The organism is Kibdelosporangium persicum (assembly GCF_013280595.1).
In the GTDB taxonomy this organism is placed as follows: domain Bacteria; phylum Actinomycetota; class Actinomycetes; order Mycobacteriales; family Pseudonocardiaceae; genus Kibdelosporangium; species Kibdelosporangium persicum.
This window is the reverse complement of the sequence record NZ_JAAATY010000023.1, coordinates 37,000-57,643: the sequence shown is the minus strand read 5'-3', so window position 1 is coordinate 57,643 and position 20,644 is coordinate 37,000. Positions and strand designations below refer to the sequence as shown.

General features: G+C 68.9%; 17 protein-coding genes. 14 read left to right on the top strand and 3 right to left on the bottom strand.

The window, feature by feature from the left end; all coding sequences use genetic code 11:
- Nucleotides 1-135: 135 nt before the first annotated feature.
- From GC106_RS32435 to GC106_RS32410, 6 genes are read left to right on the top strand one after another with little or no spacing between them, the layout of a single operon-like run.
- A complete protein-coding gene (locus GC106_RS32435) occupies nucleotides 136-1,062 on the top strand; it encodes an STM4015 family protein (protein ID WP_173138508.1) in 927 nt (308 codons plus the stop codon).
- Complete coding sequence (locus GC106_RS32430; RefSeq protein ID WP_173138506.1) at nucleotides 1,059-2,132, top strand: STM4014 family protein; 1,074 nt, start codon at nucleotides 1,059-1,061, stop codon at nucleotides 2,130-2,132. Before GC106_RS32435 ends, GC106_RS32430 begins: the two co-directional genes overlap by 4 nt.
- A complete protein-coding gene (locus GC106_RS32425) occupies nucleotides 2,129-2,929 on the top strand; it encodes an STM4013/SEN3800 family hydrolase (protein WP_173138503.1) in 801 nt (266 codons plus the stop codon). Before GC106_RS32430 ends, GC106_RS32425 begins: the two co-directional genes overlap by 4 nt.
- The gene (locus GC106_RS32420) at nucleotides 2,926-4,209 is read left to right on the top strand and encodes an STM4012 family radical SAM protein (RefSeq protein ID WP_173138501.1); all 1,284 of its coding nucleotides are present in this window, start codon (nucleotides 2,926-2,928) and stop codon (nucleotides 4,207-4,209) included. The genes GC106_RS32425 and GC106_RS32420 overlap by 4 nt, the downstream gene beginning before the upstream one ends.
- Before the next feature lie 2 nt (nucleotides 4,210-4,211).
- Entirely contained in the window at nucleotides 4,212-5,108 is an 897-nt protein-coding gene (locus GC106_RS32415; RefSeq protein ID WP_173138499.1) for an STM4011 family radical SAM protein, read from the top strand.
- Nucleotides 5,105-5,503, top strand: coding sequence for a hypothetical protein (locus tag GC106_RS32410; RefSeq protein WP_173138497.1), 399 nt, complete (start codon nucleotides 5,105-5,107; stop codon nucleotides 5,501-5,503). Before GC106_RS32415 ends, GC106_RS32410 begins: the two co-directional genes overlap by 4 nt.
- Here GC106_RS32410 and GC106_RS32405 read toward each other — a convergent pair.
- On the bottom strand, nucleotides 5,500-8,484 hold the full coding sequence (locus GC106_RS32405) for an AfsR/SARP family transcriptional regulator (protein ID WP_173138495.1): 2,985 nt from the start codon (nucleotides 8,482-8,484) through the stop codon (nucleotides 5,500-5,502). The genes GC106_RS32410 and GC106_RS32405 overlap by 4 nt on opposite strands.
- 312 nt (nucleotides 8,485-8,796) lie before the next feature.
- Between GC106_RS32405 and GC106_RS32400 the strand changes: the two genes are divergently transcribed.
- From GC106_RS32400 to GC106_RS32375, 6 genes are all read left to right on the top strand, one after another.
- The gene (locus GC106_RS32400; RefSeq protein WP_173138493.1) at nucleotides 8,797-10,257 is read left to right on the top strand and encodes a sugar ABC transporter ATP-binding protein; all 1,461 of its coding nucleotides are present in this window, start codon (nucleotides 8,797-8,799) and stop codon (nucleotides 10,255-10,257) included.
- 65 nt (nucleotides 10,258-10,322) lie between these two features.
- Nucleotides 10,323-11,255, top strand: a complete 933-nt coding sequence (locus tag GC106_RS32395; protein ID WP_246367381.1) for an ABC transporter permease — start codon at nucleotides 10,323-10,325, stop codon at nucleotides 11,253-11,255.
- Nucleotides 11,252-12,235, top strand: coding sequence for an ABC transporter permease (locus GC106_RS32390; protein ID WP_173138489.1), 984 nt, complete (start codon nucleotides 11,252-11,254; stop codon nucleotides 12,233-12,235). The genes GC106_RS32395 and GC106_RS32390 overlap by 4 nt, the downstream gene beginning before the upstream one ends.
- A gap of 8 nt (nucleotides 12,236-12,243) precedes the next feature.
- The gene (locus GC106_RS32385; RefSeq protein ID WP_173138688.1) at nucleotides 12,244-13,392 is read left to right on the top strand and encodes a substrate-binding domain-containing protein; all 1,149 of its coding nucleotides are present in this window, start codon (nucleotides 12,244-12,246) and stop codon (nucleotides 13,390-13,392) included.
- A gap of 5 nt (nucleotides 13,393-13,397) precedes the next feature.
- Entirely contained in the window at nucleotides 13,398-14,255 is an 858-nt protein-coding gene (locus GC106_RS32380; RefSeq protein WP_173138487.1) for a sugar phosphate isomerase/epimerase family protein, read from the top strand.
- A gap of 10 nt (nucleotides 14,256-14,265) precedes the next feature.
- On the top strand, nucleotides 14,266-18,087 hold the full coding sequence (locus tag GC106_RS32375) for a ThuA domain-containing protein (RefSeq protein ID WP_173138485.1): 3,822 nt from the start codon (nucleotides 14,266-14,268) through the stop codon (nucleotides 18,085-18,087).
- 52 nt (nucleotides 18,088-18,139) lie between these two features.
- Here GC106_RS32375 and GC106_RS32370 read toward each other — a convergent pair whose 3' ends face one another.
- Nucleotides 18,140-18,937: a TetR/AcrR family transcriptional regulator gene (locus GC106_RS32370; RefSeq protein WP_173138483.1), complete on the bottom strand. Its 798-nt coding sequence runs from the start codon at nucleotides 18,935-18,937 to the stop codon at nucleotides 18,140-18,142.
- 54 nt (nucleotides 18,938-18,991) lie between these two features.
- Nucleotides 18,992-19,558, bottom strand: coding sequence for a helix-turn-helix domain-containing protein (locus GC106_RS32365; RefSeq protein WP_173138481.1), 567 nt, complete (start codon nucleotides 19,556-19,558; stop codon nucleotides 18,992-18,994).
- A gap of 67 nt (nucleotides 19,559-19,625) precedes the next feature.
- Between GC106_RS32365 and GC106_RS32360 the strand changes: the two genes are divergently transcribed.
- On the top strand, nucleotides 19,626-20,306 hold the full coding sequence (locus GC106_RS32360) for an AzlC family ABC transporter permease (protein WP_173138479.1): 681 nt from the start codon (nucleotides 19,626-19,628) through the stop codon (nucleotides 20,304-20,306).
- Nucleotides 20,303-20,614 carry an AzlD domain-containing protein gene (locus tag GC106_RS32355; protein ID WP_173138477.1) on the top strand — a complete coding sequence of 104 codons (312 nt, stop codon included), beginning with the start codon at nucleotides 20,303-20,305 and terminating at the stop codon, nucleotides 20,612-20,614. Before GC106_RS32360 ends, GC106_RS32355 begins: the two co-directional genes overlap by 4 nt.
- Nucleotides 20,615-20,644 lie beyond the last annotated feature (30 nt).

Here is a 20,644-nt window from a genome sequence, read left to right as displayed (position 1 = left end):
CTCCGGCGTCACATGCCGGGATGGCGATGCCGCCGGGCCGCCCTCGCACCGAATCGGCTGGTCAGCGGCCACCCGTGAAAAACTGTCGGTGGCCCGGTGCATGATGCTCCCGACGACGCCGATCAAGGGGGCACGATGCAGATCCACGAACACCTCAGCACCTTCCACGGCTCGGGCGTCACCGAGTTCACCTCGGCGGACGTCCCGGGCACGCCCACGTGGTTCCTGGGCGTCGAGACGTGGGACAGTGACGAGACGTTCGAGCAACTGTGGCGGCGGTTTCTCACCACAGTGGACACTTCGGCGGTCAGGGCGCTGGTCATCGGCAACTGGGGTGAGGCGGGCAGCGGAACCCGGTCGGGCACCGTCATCGACCTCCTGCTGGCCGAGAAGGACCGGTTCCCCGCGCTGACCGGGCTCTTCCTCGGCGACATCATCGGCGAGGAGAACGAGATCTCCTGGATCGAGCAGGACGACATCACCCCGCTGCTGCGGACCTTCCCGGCGTTGACCGAACTGGCTGTCCGTGGCGGCAACGAGCTGGAGCTGCACCCGGTGCGGCACGAGAATCTGCAGGTCCTGCGCATCGAGACCGGCGGCATGCCGAGCGAGGCGGTCGCCGGGGTGGCCCAGTCGGACCTGCCCGCGCTGCGGGAACTGCGGCTCTGGCTCGGTGTCGACGAGTACGGCGGCGACTGGCGGCCCGAGGACCTGGAACCGCTGCTGGCCGGCGACAGGCTGCCCAGCCTGCGGGTGCTCGGCCTGCAGAACAGTGACAGGCAGGACCACGTCTGCGAGCTCGTCGCCCAGTCCGCCATCGTGCGCAGGCTGGAGACGCTGGACTTGTCCATGGGCATCCTGACCGACGAGGGTGGTCAGCACCTGCTTTCCCTGACGCACTTGCGAAACCTCGACCTGCACCACCATTTCCTCTCCGAACGGATGCGCGAGCGGCTGCGCGAAGCGCTTGAGTCCAAGGGTGTTCTGCTCAACCTCGATGAAGCACTGGAGCCGGAGCACTACAACGGCCGGCCGTACTACTACACGGCAGTGTCGGAATGAAGTTCGTCGTCGTCGGCAACCCGGGGAACAGGCGCGTGGCGATGTTCGCCGACGCTGTCCGCGCGGCCGGCCTGCCACCGGCGAAAGTGGTGGCCTGGCGGGAGATTCTCGCCGGAACGTGTGCGATCCCGACCGATTCCCTCGTCCGCGTGGACTCGCCGGGTGAGGACCCGTATGTGGACCGGCTCCTGCGTGGAGCGAAAGCGCATCCGTACCGAGTGGACGGTAGTGGCGCGTGGTACTCCGCGTTCACCAAGGGTTTACAACGGTTGCGCGAGACCGTGGCGGGTACTCCGGGCGCACGGCTGCTCAACGACGTGGACGATATCGCCGTCATGTTCGACAAAAGACGGTGTCACGAGGTCCTGCGGCAGGCTGGTTGCCCGGTGCCGCCGACGATCGACGGTGTCGATGGCTACGCGACGTTGCGGGAGAAGATGCGTGAGCGGGGGTGGACGAAGGTGTTCCTCAAACCCGCGCACGGGTCGTCGGCCTCGGGCGTGGTCGCGTTGACGGCGCATGGTTCGCGGGCAGCCGCGACGACATCGGTCGCGATGACGCCGGAAGGGCTGATGAACAGCCTGCGCGTGCACACGTATCGCGATGACGAGGTCGCCGACCTGGTGGACCGCCTGTGCGTGGATCCGGTGCACGTGGAACGCTGGTTTCCCAAGGCGTCGCTCAACGGCCGGACCATCGACCTGCGTGTGGTCGTCATCGCCGGCCAGGCGACGCACGCCGTGGTCCGGGCCAGCCGTCATCCGATCACCAACCTGCACTTGGGCGGCACCCGGATGGACGTGGCCGGCCTGCGCGCGGTCATCGGCGAGCCGCGCTGGCGCGAATGGCTGGACACGTGCGAGAAGGCCGCGGCGCGGTTCGGCCGGACGCTGATGGTCGGCGTGGATCTGCTGCCCGGGATCGGCTGGCGGCGGCACGTGATCGGTGAGGTGAACGCGTTCGGCGATCTCCTGCCGCGGCTCACCGGGCTGCCGGACGGCCCGGCGGCGGGGCTGGACACGTACGCCGCCCAGGTCGCTGCCTGTACGGGTGTGCCATGCCGGACATGAACAGCGTGATCGGCAGCCACGACCTGGTCCTGATCACGATCGACACCCTGCGCTACGACGTCGCGTGCTCGTTGGCCGACGAAGGCAGAACCCCCGTGCTGGCCGGGCTGATCCCCGGCGGGCGGTGGGAGCGACGGCACGCGCCGGGCAACTTCACCTTCGCCTCGCACGCCGCGATGTTCGCCGGGTTCCTGCCGACCCCGGACGGCCAGGGCCCGCACCCGCGGTTGTTCGCGGCCCGGTTCGCCGGCAGTGCGACCACGGCCGGCGGCACGTGGGTCTTCGACGCACCGGACATGGTCAGTGGCCTGGCCGAAGCGGGCTACCACACGGTGTGCGTCGGCGGTGTCGGGTTCTTCAACAAGCAGGGCGCGCTGGGATCTGTGCTGCCGGGGATGTTCGCGGAGAGCCACTGGTCGCCCGGCTTCGGCGTGACGTCACCGACCTCGACACGGTCCCAGGTCGACCGAGCGAGGGAGGTCGTCGAGGCCCAGCCCGCGGATCGGCGGCTGTTCCTGTTCCTGAACGTCTCCGCGTTGCACCAGCCGAACTGGTTCCACCTGCCCGGCGGGACCCGCCAGGACGGCGACACCTTGGCCAGCCATGCCGCCGCGCTGGAGTACGTCGACAGCGAACTGGCTCCGCTGTTCGCGGCGTTGCGGCGACCGAGCTTCGTGATCGTCTGCTCCGACCACGGCACCGCGTACGGCGAGGACGGATACACCGGCCACCGTCTCGGTCACGAAGTTGTCTGGACGGTCCCGTACGCGGAGTTCTTCCTGGAGGCGACCACATGAGGCCCTACCAGGACTATGTGTACGCGTACCCGCACAAGACCGCGTACCGGCCGCTCGAACCACGACCGAGACTGCGGGATGTCTGGGCGAACGAGCCTCGGGACGCGTTGTTCCACTATGTACACATCCCGTTCTGTGAAATCCGCTGCGGCTTCTGCAACCTCTTCACCCGGACAGGCGCACCGGCCGAGCTGGTCACGCGGTATCTCGACGCGGTGCGGCGCCAGGCGAACGCGGTCCGCGAGGAGCTCGACGGACGAGCGACGTTCGTCCAAGCCGCGATAGGTGGCGGTACACCGACCTACCTCGAGCCGGGGGAACTCGATCGGCTGTTCGACATCGTCGGCCTCGACGGGATTCCGGTGTCGGTGGAGACCTCGCCGGACACCGCGACGCCCGATCGCCTCGCCGTGCTGGCCGGGCGGGGCGTCACGCGAATCAGCTGCGGGGTGCAGAGTTTCGACGACAAGGAGGCCCGAGCGGCCGTGCGGCCGCAGAAACGAGCCGCGGTCGAGGCGGCGTTGGACGCGATCCGGGCAGCCGGGTTCCCGGTGCTGAACATCGACCTGATCTACGGCATCACCGGTCAGACTGACGTCACGTGGCTGGCGTCGCTCGACGCCGCGCTCGCGTGGCAGCCGGAAGAGCTGTACCTGTACCCGCTGTATGTGCGGCCGTTGACCGGTCTCGCCGGGCGCGAAACCCCGCAGGAGTGGGACGAGCAGCGGATGCGACTGTACACACTGGGCCGCGATCATCTGCTGGCGCGGGGATACGAGCAGCAGTCCATGCGGATGTTCCGGCGCGCCGACGCCCCCGCACTGGGCGGTGACGACTACTCGTGTCAGTCCGACGGCATGGTCGGGCTGGGCTGTGGCGCACGGTCCTACACCCGCGGCCTGCACTATTCGTTCGACTACGCGGTGAGTCCCGGCACCGTGCGCGGGATCATCGACGACTACGTGTCGCGGCCCCTGTCCGACTTCACCAGAGCCGAGGTCGGGATTCCGCTGGACGCCGCGGAACAGCGCCGCAGGCATCTGCTGCAGTCCGTCCTCCAGGCCGACGGCCTGGAGAAAGCCTGGTACCGCAAACGTTTCGGCACGGACGTGACCGAGGACTTCGGCGAACTGGCCGCGTTGGCCGACCGTGGCTGGCTCGTCGACAGCGGAGACCGGTTACAGCTCACGCCCGAAGGCCTGGCCTGGTCGGACGCGATCGGCCCGGCGCTGTTCTCGCCCGCCGTCCGTGCCGCCATGGCCGCGTACGACCGGAGATAGCCGTGCATCTGACCATGCTGTACCGCGGTCCGTTGGCGTCGTGCGACTACGACTGCGGATACTGCCCGTTCGCGAAAAGAAGGGACAGCCGAGAGCAACTGCGGGCCGATCGTGCCGCGTTGCAGCGGTTCACCGGCTGGGTGGGCGGAACCTCGGACGAGGTGTCCGTGCTGTTCACGCCGTGGGGTGAAGGGCTGGTCCGGTCGTGGTACCGGGACGCGATGGTCGCGCTGAGCCGGATGCCGCATGTCCGGCGGGTGGCGATCCAGACCAACCTGAGTTGCCGGCTCGGCTGGATCGCCGACTGCGACCTGGACACCGCGGCGTTCTGGGTCACCTATCACCCGACGCAGGTGACGCATGACCGGTTCGTCCATAAGTGCGAGGAGCTGATGCGGCTCGGTGCCCGCTTCAGCGTGGGGATCGTCGGTGTCCCCGAACACCTCGATGGCGCTCGTCGCCTGCGGGAGGCGTTACCGGACAGCGTTTACGTCTGGGTGAACGCGGCGGAGGGCCACACCTACACCGACGCGGAAGCCGCGCTGTGGCAGGACATCGACCCGTTGTTCCACTACAGCAGACACGCGCACGTGAGCAAAGGACTGCCATGCCGCACGGGCGACACCGTGATCTCGGTGCTCGGCGACGGCACGGTGAAGCGGTGCCACTTCGTCCCGCAGACGATCGGCAACCTCTATGACGACTCGTTCCGTGCCGCGTTGCGACCGCGACCGTGCCCGCTGGCCACGTGCGACTGTCACATCGGCTATGTCCACTTGGCAGAGACCGGCCTGTACGACGTGTTCGCGGGCGGTATCCTGGAACGCATCCCGCTGAGCCGGGGCCGGCCGGATCGGAAGAAAACCGAAAGCAGCGGCTGGCAGCATCCCGGTCCGTGAAGCGAATCGTCTGGTCGTGCGCGGGAATGGCGCTCGGCGTGCTCTTCATCGTCTCCGCCACGTTCGCCCTGCTCGACGACAAGGTCGACTGCGGCGGCGAGACGATGAGCGAAGGCCAGGTCTGCGTCCGGGAGAACCGGAGCGGCACAGTCGTCTCCGAGGACAGTCTCGCGGAGACCAGGACCTCGGAGACGGTCGGCGGTGTCATCGGCATCGGGTTCGGGCTGCTGGTCATCGTCATCGGCGCCCAGAACCTGCGGATCGGCCTGCGTAACCGCGCGACCGCCCAGGCGGCGCCGGCCCAGCCCGGTCCGCAAGGCCCGCAGCAGCCTCATCCCTACTACCAGCAAGCGCCGCACCAGGGATGGCACCCGCAACCGCCGCAGCGGCACTAACGACCAAGCAACTCGCTGACCTGCCTGGCCTCGACCGCACCGACGCCGGACAACAACCGATGTGCGGTGTCCCAGGCCGCCTCGGCGCCGGTGGTGTCGCCGGTGGCCGCCAGGTACCGGCCTTGGGTGATCAGGGCTTTGCCGTGCCACCTCGGGTCGCGGCTGACACTGAGCGCCTGAAGGCCCTTGTCGAGCTGCGCACGGGCACCGTCCAGGTCACCGAGGTCGATCAGGACGTCCGCGAGCACGATCCGGGTGCACGCGAGACCGTGCGAATCCAGTGTCAGCTCAAGGACATCGAGGCCACGCTCGGCACACGCGCGTGCTTCGTCGAGCGATCCGACCGCGCGGTGCGTCTCGGCCAGGCAGCGCAGGGCCGCGCCTTCGCGCCGCGGGTCGCCGGCGGCACGCAGCTCGTCACGGCTCCTGATCAGGATCTCCAGCGAGCCGGTGAGATCGCCGACGTGACGGCGGACGATCCCGAGTTCCCGCAGGGACGCCCCGATCCAGCGCTGGTCGCCCAGCCGCTCGAAGGTGTCGACCGCCGCGAGCAACCGCTGCTCGGCCCGTTCCCAGTTGCCGCGATACCGGTCGAGCACGCCGGATTCCCGCAGTGTGTAGGCCCGCCAGCGGGGTTTGTCGAGTGCGTCGAGCACGGACAGGCACCCGTCGAAGTACTTGGCGGCCTCGTCCCACCGGCCCTGCAACCGTTCGGCCACACCGACCGACAGCAGCGTGACGACCTCCAGCAAGGGGTCGTCGGCCTGCGGCAGGATCTTCAACCCCGCCCGGAACGACTCCTCGGCCCGGCGGAAGTCCCTGGTCTCCCTGGCCGCGAGACCGGCCGCGAACAGCGCGTACGCCGTCCAATAAGGACTGGAGAAGCGTTCGGCCGCGGCCAGGCTCAGCTCGGCCACGCGCTTCAGGTCGGCCCACTGTGCCCGCAGTTCGAAGAAGGCCGCGACCGTCGCGGACAGCCGGCAGGTCAGTTCGTCCTGGCCGTGGGCGGCGGCGTACTCGATGGCCTCGAGGATCGCCGGGTACTCCTGGTCCAGCCAGGCGGCCGGGCCCCGGTCGATCTCGGCGAGGACACCGGGCGTGTCCGGCGTGAACGGTGGCGGCTCGAACTGGTACAGCCCACCGAACTCCAGCAACGCGTCGGCGCGTTTGCCCAGGTACAGGTAGGCGTTGACGATCCTGGTGCGCGCGGCGTCCCGTTCCTGGTCGGCCGCCAGTTTCTCCTGGGCGTACAACCGGATCAGGTCGTGGAACCGGTAGCGGCCGGGCACGGCCTCGACCAGGTTGACGTCGACGAGGTCCTCCACCAGCCGTTCCGAGGTCCGGTGGTCCACGCCGAGCACGGCCGCGACCGCCCACGGCGGCAGCCCGTTGTCCGGCATCAACGCCAGCAGCCGGAACGCCCGCTGGTGTTCGGCGTCCAGGCTGTCGTAGCTGAGCAGGAAGCTGGCACGGATCTCCCGGTCGCCGCCGACCAGCTCGTCCAGCCGGGTCCGTTCGTCCTCCAGGCGTTCGGCCAGCGTCTCGACGGTCAGGTGCGGCCGGGACCGCAGTTTGGTGCCGACGATCCGCAGGGCCAGCGGCAGGCCGCCGCACAGGTCGGCGATCCGGCGCGCGCTGGCGTCCGCGCTCGCCAGCCGGTCCTCGCCGATCAGGTCGCGCAGCAACGCCAGCGCGTCGGCCTGGTCCAGCACGTCCAGGTCGACGAGTTGGCGCATGTCCAGGCCGGTCAGCCGGCGTCTGCTGGTGATCAGCACCGCGCATTCGGAGTTGCCGGGGATCAGCGGCCGCACCTGTTGTTCGGTGGCCGCGTTGTCCAGGACGACGAGAATCCGCCTGCCCGCGGTGCGGTCGCGGAACAGCCCGACCCGTTCTTCCAGAGTGGTCGGCACGTCGGCACCGTCGACGCCGAGGTCGCGCAGGAACCGGGCCAGTACCTCGCTCGGGTCCCGGGGGCGTGGGCCGTTGCCCTGCAGGTCGATGAACAACTGGCCGTCCGGGAACTCGGCGACGAGCCTGCGCCCGGCCCGTACCGCCAGCGCGGTCTTGCCCAGTCCCGGTTTGCCGGTGATCGCGACGACCGGCAGCACGCCGCCCGGCTGCGGGGTGAGCAGCTCACAGATCTGCTCGATGTACCGCGCCCGGCCGGTGTAGTGGTCCACGTCCGGCGGCAGCTGGCGGGGTCCGGCCTTGAGCTTCTCCTTCGGGTTGAGGTTCAGCGACGGGTCGTCACGAAGGATGCGGGTCTGCAGGTCGCGCAACGCGGGCGCCGGTTCCACCCCGAGTTCGTTGTCAAGCCGGTGGTACAGCTTCTGGTAGGCGGTCAGCGCGTCCGGCCCACGGTCGCTGCGGTGCAGGGCGAGCATCAACTGGGCCACGATCTGCTGGCGGTACGGGTGCTGTGCCTCGAGTTCGGTGAGCTCGTGGATCACTTCGGCGTGCCGTCCCAGCCGCAGGTGCGCGTCGATCCGTTGCTCCATGGCCAGCAGCCGGGCCTCGTCGAGGTGCCGGGTCAGCCGGGTCCGGACCTCCTCGGCGGCGACCGACGCGAGCGCCGGGCCCTCCCAGAGCGCCAGTGCTTCGTCCAGGATCCGGATGCGGGTCTCGTCGTCGGCGCTGCCGCGCGCCTCGGCGCACAGCTCCATGAACTTGTTGACGTCGATGCGCTTCGGGTCGCACCGGAGCATGTACCCCGGCCCGTTGCTGATCAACGCGACGCCGTGCCGCTCGGCGTCCGCGGCGTTGAGCACCGACCGCAACCTGCTGATATGCGTGTGGATGACGCCTCGGGCGCTGCGCGGCGCCTCCTCCGGCCACGTCAGCTCGACCAGCCGTTGCGCCGGCACCAGTTTGTTCGCGTCGAGCAACATCATCGCCAGCACGAAGCGCTGCTTGCGTACCCCCAGGTCGATCGGCCTGCCGTCGTTCCACGCCCGGACCGGCCCCAGCAGTTGAAACTCCACGGGTACCTCCCCAACCCCTTGTGCCCAGTCACATCAAGCGTCCGCCACCTGACCACACGCCACTAACAACACACAAACACTCGCTCCGGGCGCCGTACCGGTTGCCTCCGCCCGGGTGGCCGTCCGGAGAATTCGGCTACGCGCAGCTCGGCGACGGCTACTGCATTCGAGGGACTTTGAGCAGTTTTGCCTGATACGACCGAACTTTTGTTTGACGGCGACGTAAGTGCTCCATTAAGTTCTCGATCATGACTGTGAGCGGCCTCACAGTCTGAGGCCTGTCGGGCAGTTGGCCGGGGACTGGGGTGGGGCATGGCACCGATCGTCCGGATGAGCGGGATCAGCAAGCAGTTCCTCGGTGTCACCGTGCTCAAGGACGTCGACCTCGACCTGCACGGCGGCGAGGTGCACGCCCTCGTCGGCGAGAACGGCGCGGGCAAGTCCACCCTGATGAAGGTACTGGCCGGGGCACACCGGCCGGACACCGGCTCCATCGTCCTCAATGGACAAGAGGTGTCCTTCGCGTCACCGCGCGACGCGCAACGGGCCGGGATCGCCATCGTGCACCAGGAGCTGACGCTGCTGCCCGACCGGAGCGTCGCGGAGAACGTCCACCTCGGCCGGGAACCGGTCCGGCGGGGCCAGGTGGACCGCAGGCGGATGGAAGCCGACACCGCGGACCTGCTCGACCGGCTGGGCGAGCACGGCATCGCGCCACGCACCCAGGTCCGCCGGTTACCCGTGGCACAGCAACAGGTCGTCGAGATCGTCAAGGCACTGTCGATGGACGCCCGCGTGATCGCGATGGACGAGCCGACAGCGGCATTGGCCGACCACGAGGTCGAGTTGCTGTACGACCTCGTGGACCGGTTGCGATCCAGTGGCATCGCCGTGCTGTACGTGTCGCACCGCATGCGCGAGGTCTTCGATCTCAGTCAACGCATCACCGTGCTGAAGGACGGCACCCTCGTCACCTCGACGCGGACGAACCAGATCACCCAGGACCAGGTGGTCCGGGCCATGGTCGGCCGCCCGCTGGACACCATGTTCCCGGACCGCGCGAAAACCCGTGGCACGGTCCGGCTGGCGGTCCGGGGCGGCGGCAACAGCCGGCTGCACGACATCTCGCTCGAACTCTCCGCCGGTGAGATCGTCGGGCTGGCCGGTCTGCAGGGCGCGGGCCGGTCCGCGGTGGCCCGCGCCCTCTGCGGAGTCGACCCGCTGACCACCGGCGAGTTCGAAGTGGACGGTCAACCGGTGCGCGTCCGGTCCCCGCGCGCGGCGATCCGGCACGGGATCGCGCACGTCACCGAGGATCGCAAAGGGGAAGGGCTCGCCCTGCGACAGAGTGTTCACGATAACACCATGCTGGTGCGCAACGCGGCCTTCGGCCGGCGAAGGATCGACGTCGAGCGGCTGCTGCGGTCGGTCCGGCTGGTGTCCAGGGGCACCGACCAGGAGGTGCGGTACCTCTCCGGCGGCAACCAGCAGAAAGTCGTGCTGGCCAAGTGGCTCGCGGTCAACCCCAAGGTCCTGGTCGCCGACGAGCCGACCCGCGGCATCGACGTCGGCGCGAAGAAGACCGTCTACGAGCTGCTGCGCGAGCTCGCCGACAGCGGCGTGGCGATCCTGATGATCTCCAGCGAACTGCCGGAGCTGATCGGCATGAGCGACCGGATCCTGGTCATGCACGACGGACGGCTGGCGGGCGAGTTACCCGCCGGCTCGTCCGAGGAAGCCGTGATGTCGCTCGCGACCGGAGGTCAGGCATGACGGCGACGGCGACGAGGCAACCCGTGCGGCGCCACGGAACGCGCAAGTTCCGGCTCACGCCGACCATGTCCGTCTACATCGCACTCGTCGTTCTCCTCGTCGCCGGCAGTGTCCTGGTCGGGATGCGGGGCGGGGTGCTGCTCGACCACGGCGGCATCCTCAACATCCTCACCCGCGGCACCGTGCTCGGCCTGGTGGCGATCGGCCAGACCATGGTGATCCTGACCGGTTCCCTCGACCTCTCGGTGGCCTACCTGATCGGCCTGTGCTCACTGATCGCGGCCGAGACCATGGCGGGCGATCCGGGCATGATCGTGCCCGCGGTCCTGCTGACCATCGGGTTCGCCGCGGTCGTCGGCCTGGTGAACGGCCTGGTGATCACCGCGCTGAAGGTGAACGCCTTCATCGCCACCCTCGGCGTCGCGCTGATCATCCGGGGCTACCTGGAGAACACCTACACCGGTCCGGCCGGGTCGGTGCCGCGTGGTTTCCAGCACCTGGGCTACGACCGGATCGGGCCGATCCCGGTGTCCACAGTGGTCATGTTGGTCCTCGCGGTGATCGTGTGGTGGTACCTCACCAGGACCAAGGGCGGCTACCACGTCTACGCGGTCGGCGGCGACGAGGAAGTGGCCAGGCTGTCCGGGATCAGGACCGGCCGCACCATCGTGACGATGCACGTGCTGTGCTCGGTGATGGCCGGGCTCGCGGCGTTGTTCCTGGTCAGCAGGCTGGGCTCGGGCGCTCCCTACGTCGGCACGGACGCCGGCTACGACCTGGAGTCGATCGCGGCCGTGGTGCTCGGCGGCACGCTGCTGTCCGGCGGCCGCGGCGGTGTCGCCGGAACCATCGGCGGTGTGCTGATCCTGGCCACCCTCGACACGATCTTCGACGACCTCGGCGTGACCCCGTTCCTCAAGGACGTGGTCCGCGGCGCGGTCCTGATCGTCGCGGTCGCCCTCTACGCCCGCAGCCAGCTCGCGAGGAGGGCACGATGACCCAGACCGAGACCCAGTCCCAGAGCCGGCGCCCGAAACTGGCCTCCAGCACCATTCCGGTGCTCGCGGTGCTGGCGGTTCTGCTCGTCGCGCTGGCCTTCGCCGGGTCGGCGTACCAGGAACCAGCGGGATACCTGGCGTTGCTCAAGCGGGCGGCGCCGTTGATGATCCTGGCGATCGGCCAGTACTTCGTGATCGTCAGCGGCGGGTTCGACCTGTCGGTCGGCTCGCTGGTCACCGCCGAGGTGGTGATCGCGGCCCGGCTGATCGACGGTGACGAGTCCGCCACGCTGTGGGTGATGTTGCTGATGCTGGGGATCGGCGCGTTCGTCGGCCTCGTCAACGGTGCGATCACCACCCGGCTGCTGGTGCCGTCGTTCATCGTCACGCTGGGCATGCTGCTCGTGCTCGACGGCGCGGTGTTCCTGTGGACGGGCGGCGCACCACGGGGAGCGCTGTCCGACTCGTTCCGGACCGTTGGCAGGCAGGGGATCGACGGCGTCCCGGTGATCGGCCAGCTGCCGTGGTCGGTGGTGGTGCTCGCGGTCATCGTCGTGCTGGCCGTGTTGTTCATGCGCAGCCCGACCGGCCGCACGCTGCTCGCGGTCGGCGACAACGAAACCGCGGTGTGGCTCGGCGGTGGCCGGGTGGAACGGTTGCGCACGCTCGCGTTCGTGCTCTCCGGGCTGTCGGCGGCGGTGGCCGCGATCCTGCTCGGCGGGTTCGCCGGGGTGTCCGCGCAGGTCGGCGACGGCCTGGAGTTCCGGGTGATCACCGCGGTCGTGCTCGGCGGTGTGGTGCTCGGCGGCGGCCGTGGGTCCGTGGTCGCGGCGATGGCGGGCGCGCTGACCCTGGAGTCGCTGTTCTCGCTGCTGAACCTGCTCGGTGTGGCCGGTGGGCTGGAGTCCACCGTGCAGGGCGTGATCATCATCGCGGCCGTGGCGTACGCGGCCGTCAACTGGAGGAGGAAAAAACCGTGAAACGGTTGATGACCGTCGGCGTCGCCGGTCTGCTCGCCCTCACCGGATGCTCCTCCGACTTACCGGAGGCTCCGCCCACCGTCTCCTCGGCGCCGTCGGCGACCAAATCGGAGTTCTTCGACCAGGCGGAGCACGACCGGCAACTGTCCTTACGGGACGCCGCACCCCAGGGCCCCGCGGACAAGCCGTGGGAGCAGGCGCTGAACCCCACCATGGTCGACACCGGCAAGTACGCCAAGCCGGGACCGTACGAGATCTGCTTCTCCAACGCGTCGGTCGACAACCCGTGGCGGCAGGTCGGCTGGAAGACCATGCAGGTCGAGGCCACCCTGCACCCGGAGATCTCGAAGTTCACCGTGCTGGACGCGGAAGCCAAGGACGACAAGCAGATCAGCGACATCCAGCAGCTGACCTCCGGCGGCTGCCACGCGCTGATCGTCTCGCCGAACACCACCGCGACCCTCACCCCCGCCGTGGAAGCGGCCTGTGCCAAGGGGATTCCGGTGATCGTGTTCGACCGGGGCGTGAACACCAAGTGCCCGGTCACGTTCATCCACCCGATCGGCGGCTACGCGTTCGGCGCGACCGCCGCGGAGTTCCTGGCCTCGAAGGTCGGCCAGGGCGGCAAGGTGCTCGCCCTGCGTGTGCTGCCGGGCGTCGACGTGCTGGAGCACCGCTGGGCCGCGGCCGAGCGGATCCTGGCGGCCAAGGGCGTCCAGGTCGCCGGGGTCGAGTTCACCGGCAACGACGGCGCCAAGGCCAAGAGCATCGTGTCGGACTACCTGCAGCGCGGCGACATCAACGGGATCTGGATGGACGACGGCACGGCCGCGGTCCCGGTGCTGGAGGCGTTCGAGGACGCGGGCAAGAAGGCACCGGCGATCTCCGGCGAGGACCAGCAGCAGTTCCTGGACAAGTGGAAGACCGAGGGCCTGACCGCCCAGGCGCCGACGTACCCGACCTACCAGTGGCGTACGCCGGTGATCGCGGCGCTGAAGATCCTCAAGGGCGAGCAGGTGCCGCAGGAGTGGATCCTGCCCCAGCCGGTGATCACCGACCAGACGCTGGACCAGTACCGCAGCCAGGGCATGCCGCCGTTGCACTACGCGTTGTGCGGCTGCCAGCAGATGCCCGGCTATCCGGACAAGTGGAAGTAGGCCCCGTGTCCGGAAACAGGCGGCACAGCATCGGAGTGAACACGTGGGTGTGGACGTCCCCGCTCGACGACGAGGCGCTGCGCGTGCTCGCGCCGAAGATCGCCGGGTGGGGGTTCGACACGATCGAGATGCCGGTGGAGAACCCGGGCGACTGGGCACCGGACGCGGCGAAGGCCCTGCTGGACGACCTCGGCCTGACCGCGACCGTGGTGCTCGTCATGCCACCAGGGCGTGAGCTCGTCCGGGCCGATCCCGGCACGGTGACGTCCACACAGGATTACCTGCGGTCCTGTGTGGACGTCGCCACCCGGGTCGGCTCCGCGGTCGTCGCGGGCCCCGCGTACACGTCGGTCGGCCGGACCTGGCGGGCGACCGACGTGGAACGCAAGCACGACATCATCGAGCTGCGGGAGAACCTCGGCCCCGTGCTCGACCACGCCAAGCAGGCAGGCGTGACGGTCGCCGTCGAACCGCTCAACCGGTACGAGACCAGCCTGCTCAACACGGTCAACCAGACCCTCGAAGCGCTGGCCGGCCTGCCGTCCTGCGGGGTGGCACTGGACTTCTACCACCAGAACATCGAGGAGAGCGACATCCCGGCGGCGATCCGGGCGGCGACCGGCCGGATCGCGCACGTCCAGGTCTGTGCCAACGACCGTGGCACCCCCGGCCGTGACCACCTCGACTGGCGCGGCATGCTCACCGCGCTCGACGACGCCGGTTACGACGGTCCACTGTGTATCGAATCGTTCACCGCGCACAACGCGAGCATCGCCACGGCCGCGTCGATCTGGCGCCCGCTTGCCACCAGCCAGGACGACCTGGCCGCGGACGGCCTCGCTTTCCTGAAATCCCTGCTGTAAGGACACCCACATGCGCAGACGCGTGACCGCGGTCCTGGCCGCGGTGTTACTGGCACTCGGTCTTCTCCCCGTGATGGCACAAGCACAGGCCGCACCGGAGTTCCGGGCCCTGTTGTTCACCAAGACCGCCGGCTACCGGCACGACTCCATCCCGGCCGGTGTGGCGCTGTTCAAACAGCTCGCCGCCGACAACAACTTCGAAGTGGTGCACACCGAGGACGCCTCGGCGTTCACCGACGCGAACCTCGCGGGCTTCCAGGTCGTGATCATGTTCCAGACCTCGGGCATGGTCTGGGACACCGAGGCGCAGCGGCAGGCCGTCCAGAAGTACGTGGCCAACGGCGGCGGGATCGCGGCCATCCACAACGCCACCGACATGGGCATCGAGTCGACCTTCCCGTGGTGGGACGAACTGGTCAACGCGGGCGCCCACATGCCCAGCCACTCCCCCGGCGTGCTGCAGGGAACGGCCAAGGTCGCCGACAAGCAGCACGCGTCGACCGCGGGCCTGCCGGACCGCTGGCAGCGGGCCGAGGAGTGGTACAACTTCGACCAGAACATCCGCGGCAAGGCCCATGTCCTGGTGACCGCGGACGAGCGGACGTACAACCCGGGCCCGGACGCGATGGGCGCCGACCACCCGATCTCGTGGTGCCGGGACGTCGGCCTGAGCAAGGTCTGGTCCACCGCGATGGGCCACCCGCAGGGCGCGTACAGCGAACCGTTGTTCGCCCAGCACCTGCTCGGCGGCGTCCGGACCGCGGCGAAGGCCGTGCCGTCCGACTGCTCGGCCACTGTGGACAGTGCGTTCGAGAAGGTTCCGCTGGACACCAACACCAAGGCGCCGACCGCGTTGACCGTGGCTCCGGACGGCCGGGTGTACTACACCGAGATCCTCGGCCAGATCAAGGTCTTCGACCCGGCCACCGGGACCACGCCGGTCGCCCTGGAACTGCCGGTGTACTCGGGCGGTGAGGACGGCATCGTCGGCATCACGGTCGACCCGGCGTTCGCCACCAACAACTGGCTCTACGTCTACTACTCGCCACCGGGCACCGAGGAGATCAACCGGGTGTCGCGGTTCACCGCGCACGGCAACCACATCGACCCGGCGTCCGAGGTGAAGATCATCGAGGTGCCCGCGTCCCGCAAGGAGGAACCGGGGCACACCGGCGGGTACCTGACGTTCGGGCCGAACGGCAACCTGTACATCGGCGTCGGCGACGACACCAACCCGTTCCAGTCCAGCGGGTACGCGCCGATCGACGAGCGGCCCGGCCGGGACCTGTTCGACGCGCAGCGGACATCGGCCAACACCAACGACCTGCGCGGCAAGATCCTGCGCGTCAAGCCGGAAGCAGCCGGTGGCTACTCCATCCCGGCGGGCAACATGTTCGCGCCGGGCACCGCGAAGACCCGGCCGGAGATCTACGCGATGGGCTTCCGCAACCCGTTCCGGTTCACCGTGGACACCGACGGCACCCTCTACATGGCCGACTACGGGCCCGACGCCCGCACGGCCGACGAGACCCGCGGTCCGGACGGCAAGGTGGAGTGGAACGTCATCCGCTCCCCCGGCTTCTACGGCTGGCCGTACTGCGTGGCGAACAACATCCCGTACAACGACTTCGACTTCGCCACCAGCACATCCGGCGCGAAGTTCGACTGTGCGGCGTTGAAGAACGACTCGCCGAACAACACCGGGCTGACCGATCTGCCCGCGGCGATCGCGGCCGACGTCTGGTACGGCTACGGCGCCTCGCCGGAGTTCCCCGAGCTGGCGACCGGTGGCGGCGCGCCGATGGCCGGGCCGGTCTACCGGTTCGACCCGAACCTGCAGTCGGAGCGCAAGTTCCCGGTGTACTACGACGGCAAGCCGTTCTTCTACGAATGGGCCCGCAACAGGATCTTCACCTTCAACCTGGACTCCGCCGGGTCGCTGCTGAAGATCGACCCGTGGTACACCAGCCAGACCACGCTGGCGCCGATGGACATGCGGTTCGGTCCGGACGGCGCGATGTACCTGCTGGAATGGGGCGGCGGTTACGGCCGTGACAACCCCGACTCCGGCCTCTACCGGATCGACTACTCGCAGGGCAACCGCCGGCCCATCGCCAAGGCCACGGCGACGCCCTCATCGGGTGGCGTGCCGCTGGAGGTGAAGTTCTCCAGCGCCGGGTCGACCGACCCGGAGGGCACGGCCGTGACGTACAAGTGGACGTTCGGCGACGGCGGCACGTCGACCGAGGCCAACCCCACGCACACCTTCACCGCACGGGGCGCGCACAACGTGCACTTGGAGGTGACGGACGCGACCGGGAAGTCCGGGTCGACCAACGTCACCGTGTCGGTCGGCAACACGGCACCGACCGTGGCGATCACCAAGCCGTTGCACGGCGGGTTCTTCGACTTCGGCGACCGGATCCCGTTCGACATCAAGGTCACCGACCCCGAGGACGACCGGATCGACTGCGCCAAGGTCACCGTCAGCCCGGCTCTGGGCCATGATTCGCACGCCCACCCGACGGACCCGATCAAGGCGTGTCAGGGATCGTTCCCGACCGTGCTGGACTCCGGGCACGCCGACGCGAACATCTTCTACTCGGTGGACGCGTCCTACACCGACAACGGCAGCCAGGGCGTGCCGCCGTTGACCTCCAGGGCCACGCATGTGTTGCAGCCCAAGCACAAGCAGGCCGAGTACTACACCAACTCGTCGGGCATCCGGATCGTCTCGCAGGCCGGAGCCGAGTCCGGGCGGCGGATCGGCGACATCTCCGACGGCGACTGGATCTCGTTCACGCCGGTCAACTTCACCGGCATCGACCAGGTCCGGCTGCGGGTCTCGTCGCCGACCGGCGGCGGTTCGGTCGAACTGCGGGCCGGGTCGGCCACGGGTCAGCTGATCGCGAACGTGCCCGTGCCGAGCACCGGCGGCTGGGACAACTACGTGCTGCTGCCCGCCGTGGACATCACCAGGCCGGCCGGGACCACCGAGCTGTTCATGGTGTTCCGCGGCAGCCAGCCGAGCCCGTTCGACCTGGACTCGATGACGTTCGTGGGCAACGGGATCGTCGACAAGCAGGCGCCGCGGACCTCGCACTCGGTGGCCGCGCCGGACGGCAAGGACGGCTGGTACCTGACCGCTCCGACCGTCAGCCTCACGGCCGACGACGACTCGGCTGTCGCGTCCACCGAGTACAGTGTGGACGGTGGCGCGTGGACTGCCTACACCGCACCGTTCGCGGTGTCCGGTGACGGGGCGCATGTCGTGCGGTACCGGTCGACGGACATCTCGGGCAACGTCGAAGGAGAACGCACGGCGGAGATCAAGGTCGACACGTCGTCGCCCGCGTTGTCCTTCACCGGGATCGATCCGGGTGGCGTGTACGGCTCCTCCCAACAGATCCCGGTCACGTGGAACGCCACGGACGCCGGATCGGGCCTGGTGTACGGCAAGGCCACGCTGGACGGGGCGCCGCTGGAGGCCGGGACGTTGTCGCTGCACAAGCTGGCGCTCGGTGCGCACGTCATCGAGGTCAGTGCCGTCGACAAGGCCGGACGTACGTCGCTGTACCGGATCGCTTTCACGGTACGGACATCGGCCGATGATCTGCGGTCCCTGATCCGGCGGTTCGCGCCGGAACGCGAGGCGGACCTGGTTCCGTTGGTCGACCGCGCCGAGCAACTGGCGGCGGCGGGACACAAACACGCGGCCTCGGTGGTCCTCACCGGGTTCCGCATCGACGTCCGGTTGACCGTGTCCGACAAGGAAGTCGCCGCGCTGCTGGATCGTGATGCCAGGGCGTTGGCCGAGCACTGGCGCTCATAACAGCCCCATCCCCCTCGTGAGTGTTTATCCGGGTTAGAACACGGATAAACACTCACGAGGATTGGGTGATGGCGGTTTCGATGCCGTCGAGCAGTACCGTCAGGCCGGCCTTGAACGTCGCTGTCGCCTCACGTTCCAGGTACGGGGTGTCGTCGTCCTCGTCGGACGGCGTCGCGCCCTCGCTCTCCACCCGGATCACCGACGGGAAGCGCTCGGCCAGGTCGGGCACGACCTCCTGGAGCGCGGCCGACCGCGCGTACCACCATTCGTCGTCGGACACCCCGGTCGCTCCCGGAGCCTGCCGGGATTCCGCGATCATCCGCGCGGCCCCACGGACGAAGTTGGTCAACGTGCCGACGATCCGGCGCTGCCGCAGCGCCGGCAGGCCAATGCCGTCGAGCAGGCGCACCAGCGTGTCGACGGACGCGAACTCGTTGGGCCCCAGCACCGGACGGGCCGACGAGACCTGCAACACCCAGGGATGCCGCAGGAAGAAGGCCCAGTAGTCGTGCGCCCAGGCGACGACCGCCTGCCGCCAGCCCACGGACAAGTCGTACTCGGTCGGCAGTTCACCGAGCGCGTGGTCGTACATCAGGTCGACGAGTTCGCTCTTGCTGGGCACGTAGGTGTACAACGCCATTCCGCTACGGCCGAGCAGCTTGCCGACCGTACGCATGGACACCGCGGGCATGCCTTCGGAGTCGGCGAGTTCGATCGCCGCCTCGACGATCTCGTCCACGCTCAGCTGCTGTTTCGGCCCCGGGCTGACCTTCTCCTCGATCACCCCGTGCGCCCGCCACAGCAGGGCCATGGTCCGCTTGTTCTCGCCCTGCCCCGCGTAGACAACCACTCGCCACTCCTAACGCATTACGCCGTAAAACGTTAACACGGCGTCCAGGCGGCCTCAGACGTGCTCGGAGACCATGACCGCCACAGTGTCGGGTTCAAGCGCCTCGAAGACGTGCGGAACGTCCGCCGGGTAACCGATGTAGTCACCGGGCCCGATCTCCACAGGATTGCCCTGCACGCCGACGAGGGCACGGCCGACGCTGAGCACGACGTGCTCGTACGTACCCGAGCGGTGCGGCGCCGCTTCCCGGACCGTGCCGGGCTGCGCGGTGATCAGGTACAGGTCGCGCCGCGCGTTCGGCGGCGAGGCCGAGAGAACCTTGGCGACGTACTCGGCGTGCTCGGCCGCGATGGTCGACCCTTCGTCCGCGCGGATCACGTGCACCTTCGGCTCCGGCGGTTCGACCAGTTGCGCGAACGTCACGTCGAGAGCGACGCACAGCGCCCACAGGGTTTCGATGCTCGGGTTGCCGGTGCCGGACTCCAGCTGGGACAGGGTCGACTTGGCCACGCCGGCCCGGCGCGCGAGCTCCGCCAGGGACAGTCCCGCGCGGCGGCGTTCGCGCTGCAGGGACGTCGCGATCACGGAGATCACCGACAGCGGGGCCGGATTCTGGTCCATCGTTCGCTCCATCGGTACGCGCGTTCGACTTGACAAACGTTTTGCCTCCTGTTCACCATAGCGGTCGATGCGTTCGTTATGGAGAACCCTGGATCGAGAACTGGCGCGAGATGTCGCGCTGGTCTGCGTGGCCTGCGCTTTTGTCGGCGCGTCGTTCGGCGCGATCACGGTCAGCTCGGGCCTGCCGGTGTGGCTGCCGATGCTCATGTCGGTGGTCGTGTTCGCCGGCGCCGCCCAGTTCATGTTCGTGGCGATCATCGTCTCGGGCGGCAACCTCTTCGCGGCCGTGCTCACCGGTCTGCTGGTGAACACCCGGCTGCTCCCCCTCGGTTTCGCCGTGGGCGACGTCTTCGGCGACGGCTGGCCGCGGCGCCTGCTCGGCAGCCACGTGACCACCGACGAAACCGCGGCGTTCGCGATGGCACAACAGGACCCGGGCAAGCGACGAGCGGTGTTCTGGATGTGCGGCATCGGCTTGTTCGTGTGCTGGAACATCGGCACCCTGCTCGGCGCGTTCGGCGGAACGGTCATCGGCGACACCGACGCCTTCGGGCTCGACGCGGCCTTTCCCGCCGTCCTGCTCGCGCTTGTCCTGCCGTCGTTGAAGGACGGGCCGACACGCCGGGCCGCCGCTGTCGGCGTGGCCATCGCGCTGGCGACGGCGCCGTTCGTCACCCCGGGTGTCCCGGTGCTGCTGGCGCTGGTGGGCGTCGTGGCCAGCCTCGGTGGAGAGAAGGTCGCCTCATGATGTTGGTCCTGGCTGTTGTCGTGCTCGGCGCGGGCACGTTCGCCTTCCGTGTCGCCGGACCGGCCCTGCGGGCCCGTGTGGAGATCTCCCCCCGAGTCGAGACGCTCATGGTCATCGGCGTGGCCGTGCTCTTCGCAGCGCTCGTCGCGACCTCGACCTTGATCGAGAACCACGGCTTCGCCGGGTACGCCAGGACCGCGGGCGTTCTGGTCGGCGGGATTCTCGCGTGGCGCAAGGCACCGTTTGTCCTCGTCGTCCTCGCCGCGGCAGGCACCGCGGCAATGCTCCGCCTGCTCGGCGTGCCGTGAGGGTTGACTTCCCGCCGACGTGAAAGGACA

Excerpts from the sequence above, each read along its gene's own strand:
- GC106_RS32425 (WP_173138503.1), top strand. The coding sequence starts at position 2,129 with ATGAACAGCGTGATCGGCAGCCACGACCTGGTCCTGATCACGATCGAC.
- GC106_RS32430 (WP_173138506.1), top strand. The coding sequence starts at position 1,059 with ATGAAGTTCGTCGTCGTCGGCAACCCGGGGAACAGGCGCGTGGCGATG.
- GC106_RS32355 (WP_173138477.1), top strand. The coding sequence starts at position 20,303 with ATGATGTTGGTCCTGGCTGTTGTCGTGCTCGGCGCGGGCACGTTCGCC.
- GC106_RS32375 (WP_173138485.1), top strand. The coding sequence starts at position 14,266 with ATGCGCAGACGCGTGACCGCGGTCCTGGCCGCGGTGTTACTGGCACTC.
- GC106_RS32385 (WP_173138688.1), top strand. The coding sequence starts at position 12,244 with ATGACCGTCGGCGTCGCCGGTCTGCTCGCCCTCACCGGATGCTCCTCC.
- GC106_RS32365 (WP_173138481.1), bottom strand. The coding sequence starts at position 19,558 with ATGGACCAGAATCCGGCCCCGCTGTCGGTGATCTCCGTGATCGCGACG.
- GC106_RS32400 (WP_173138493.1), top strand. The coding sequence starts at position 8,797 with ATGGCACCGATCGTCCGGATGAGCGGGATCAGCAAGCAGTTCCTCGGT.
- GC106_RS32420 (WP_173138501.1), top strand. The coding sequence starts at position 2,926 with ATGAGGCCCTACCAGGACTATGTGTACGCGTACCCGCACAAGACCGCG.
- GC106_RS32360 (WP_173138479.1), top strand. The coding sequence starts at position 19,626 with ATGCGTTCGTTATGGAGAACCCTGGATCGAGAACTGGCGCGAGATGTC.
- GC106_RS32395 (WP_246367381.1), top strand. The coding sequence starts at position 10,323 with ATGTCCGTCTACATCGCACTCGTCGTTCTCCTCGTCGCCGGCAGTGTC.
- GC106_RS32435 (WP_173138508.1), top strand. The coding sequence starts at position 136 with ATGCAGATCCACGAACACCTCAGCACCTTCCACGGCTCGGGCGTCACC.
- GC106_RS32390 (WP_173138489.1), top strand. The coding sequence starts at position 11,252 with ATGACCCAGACCGAGACCCAGTCCCAGAGCCGGCGCCCGAAACTGGCC.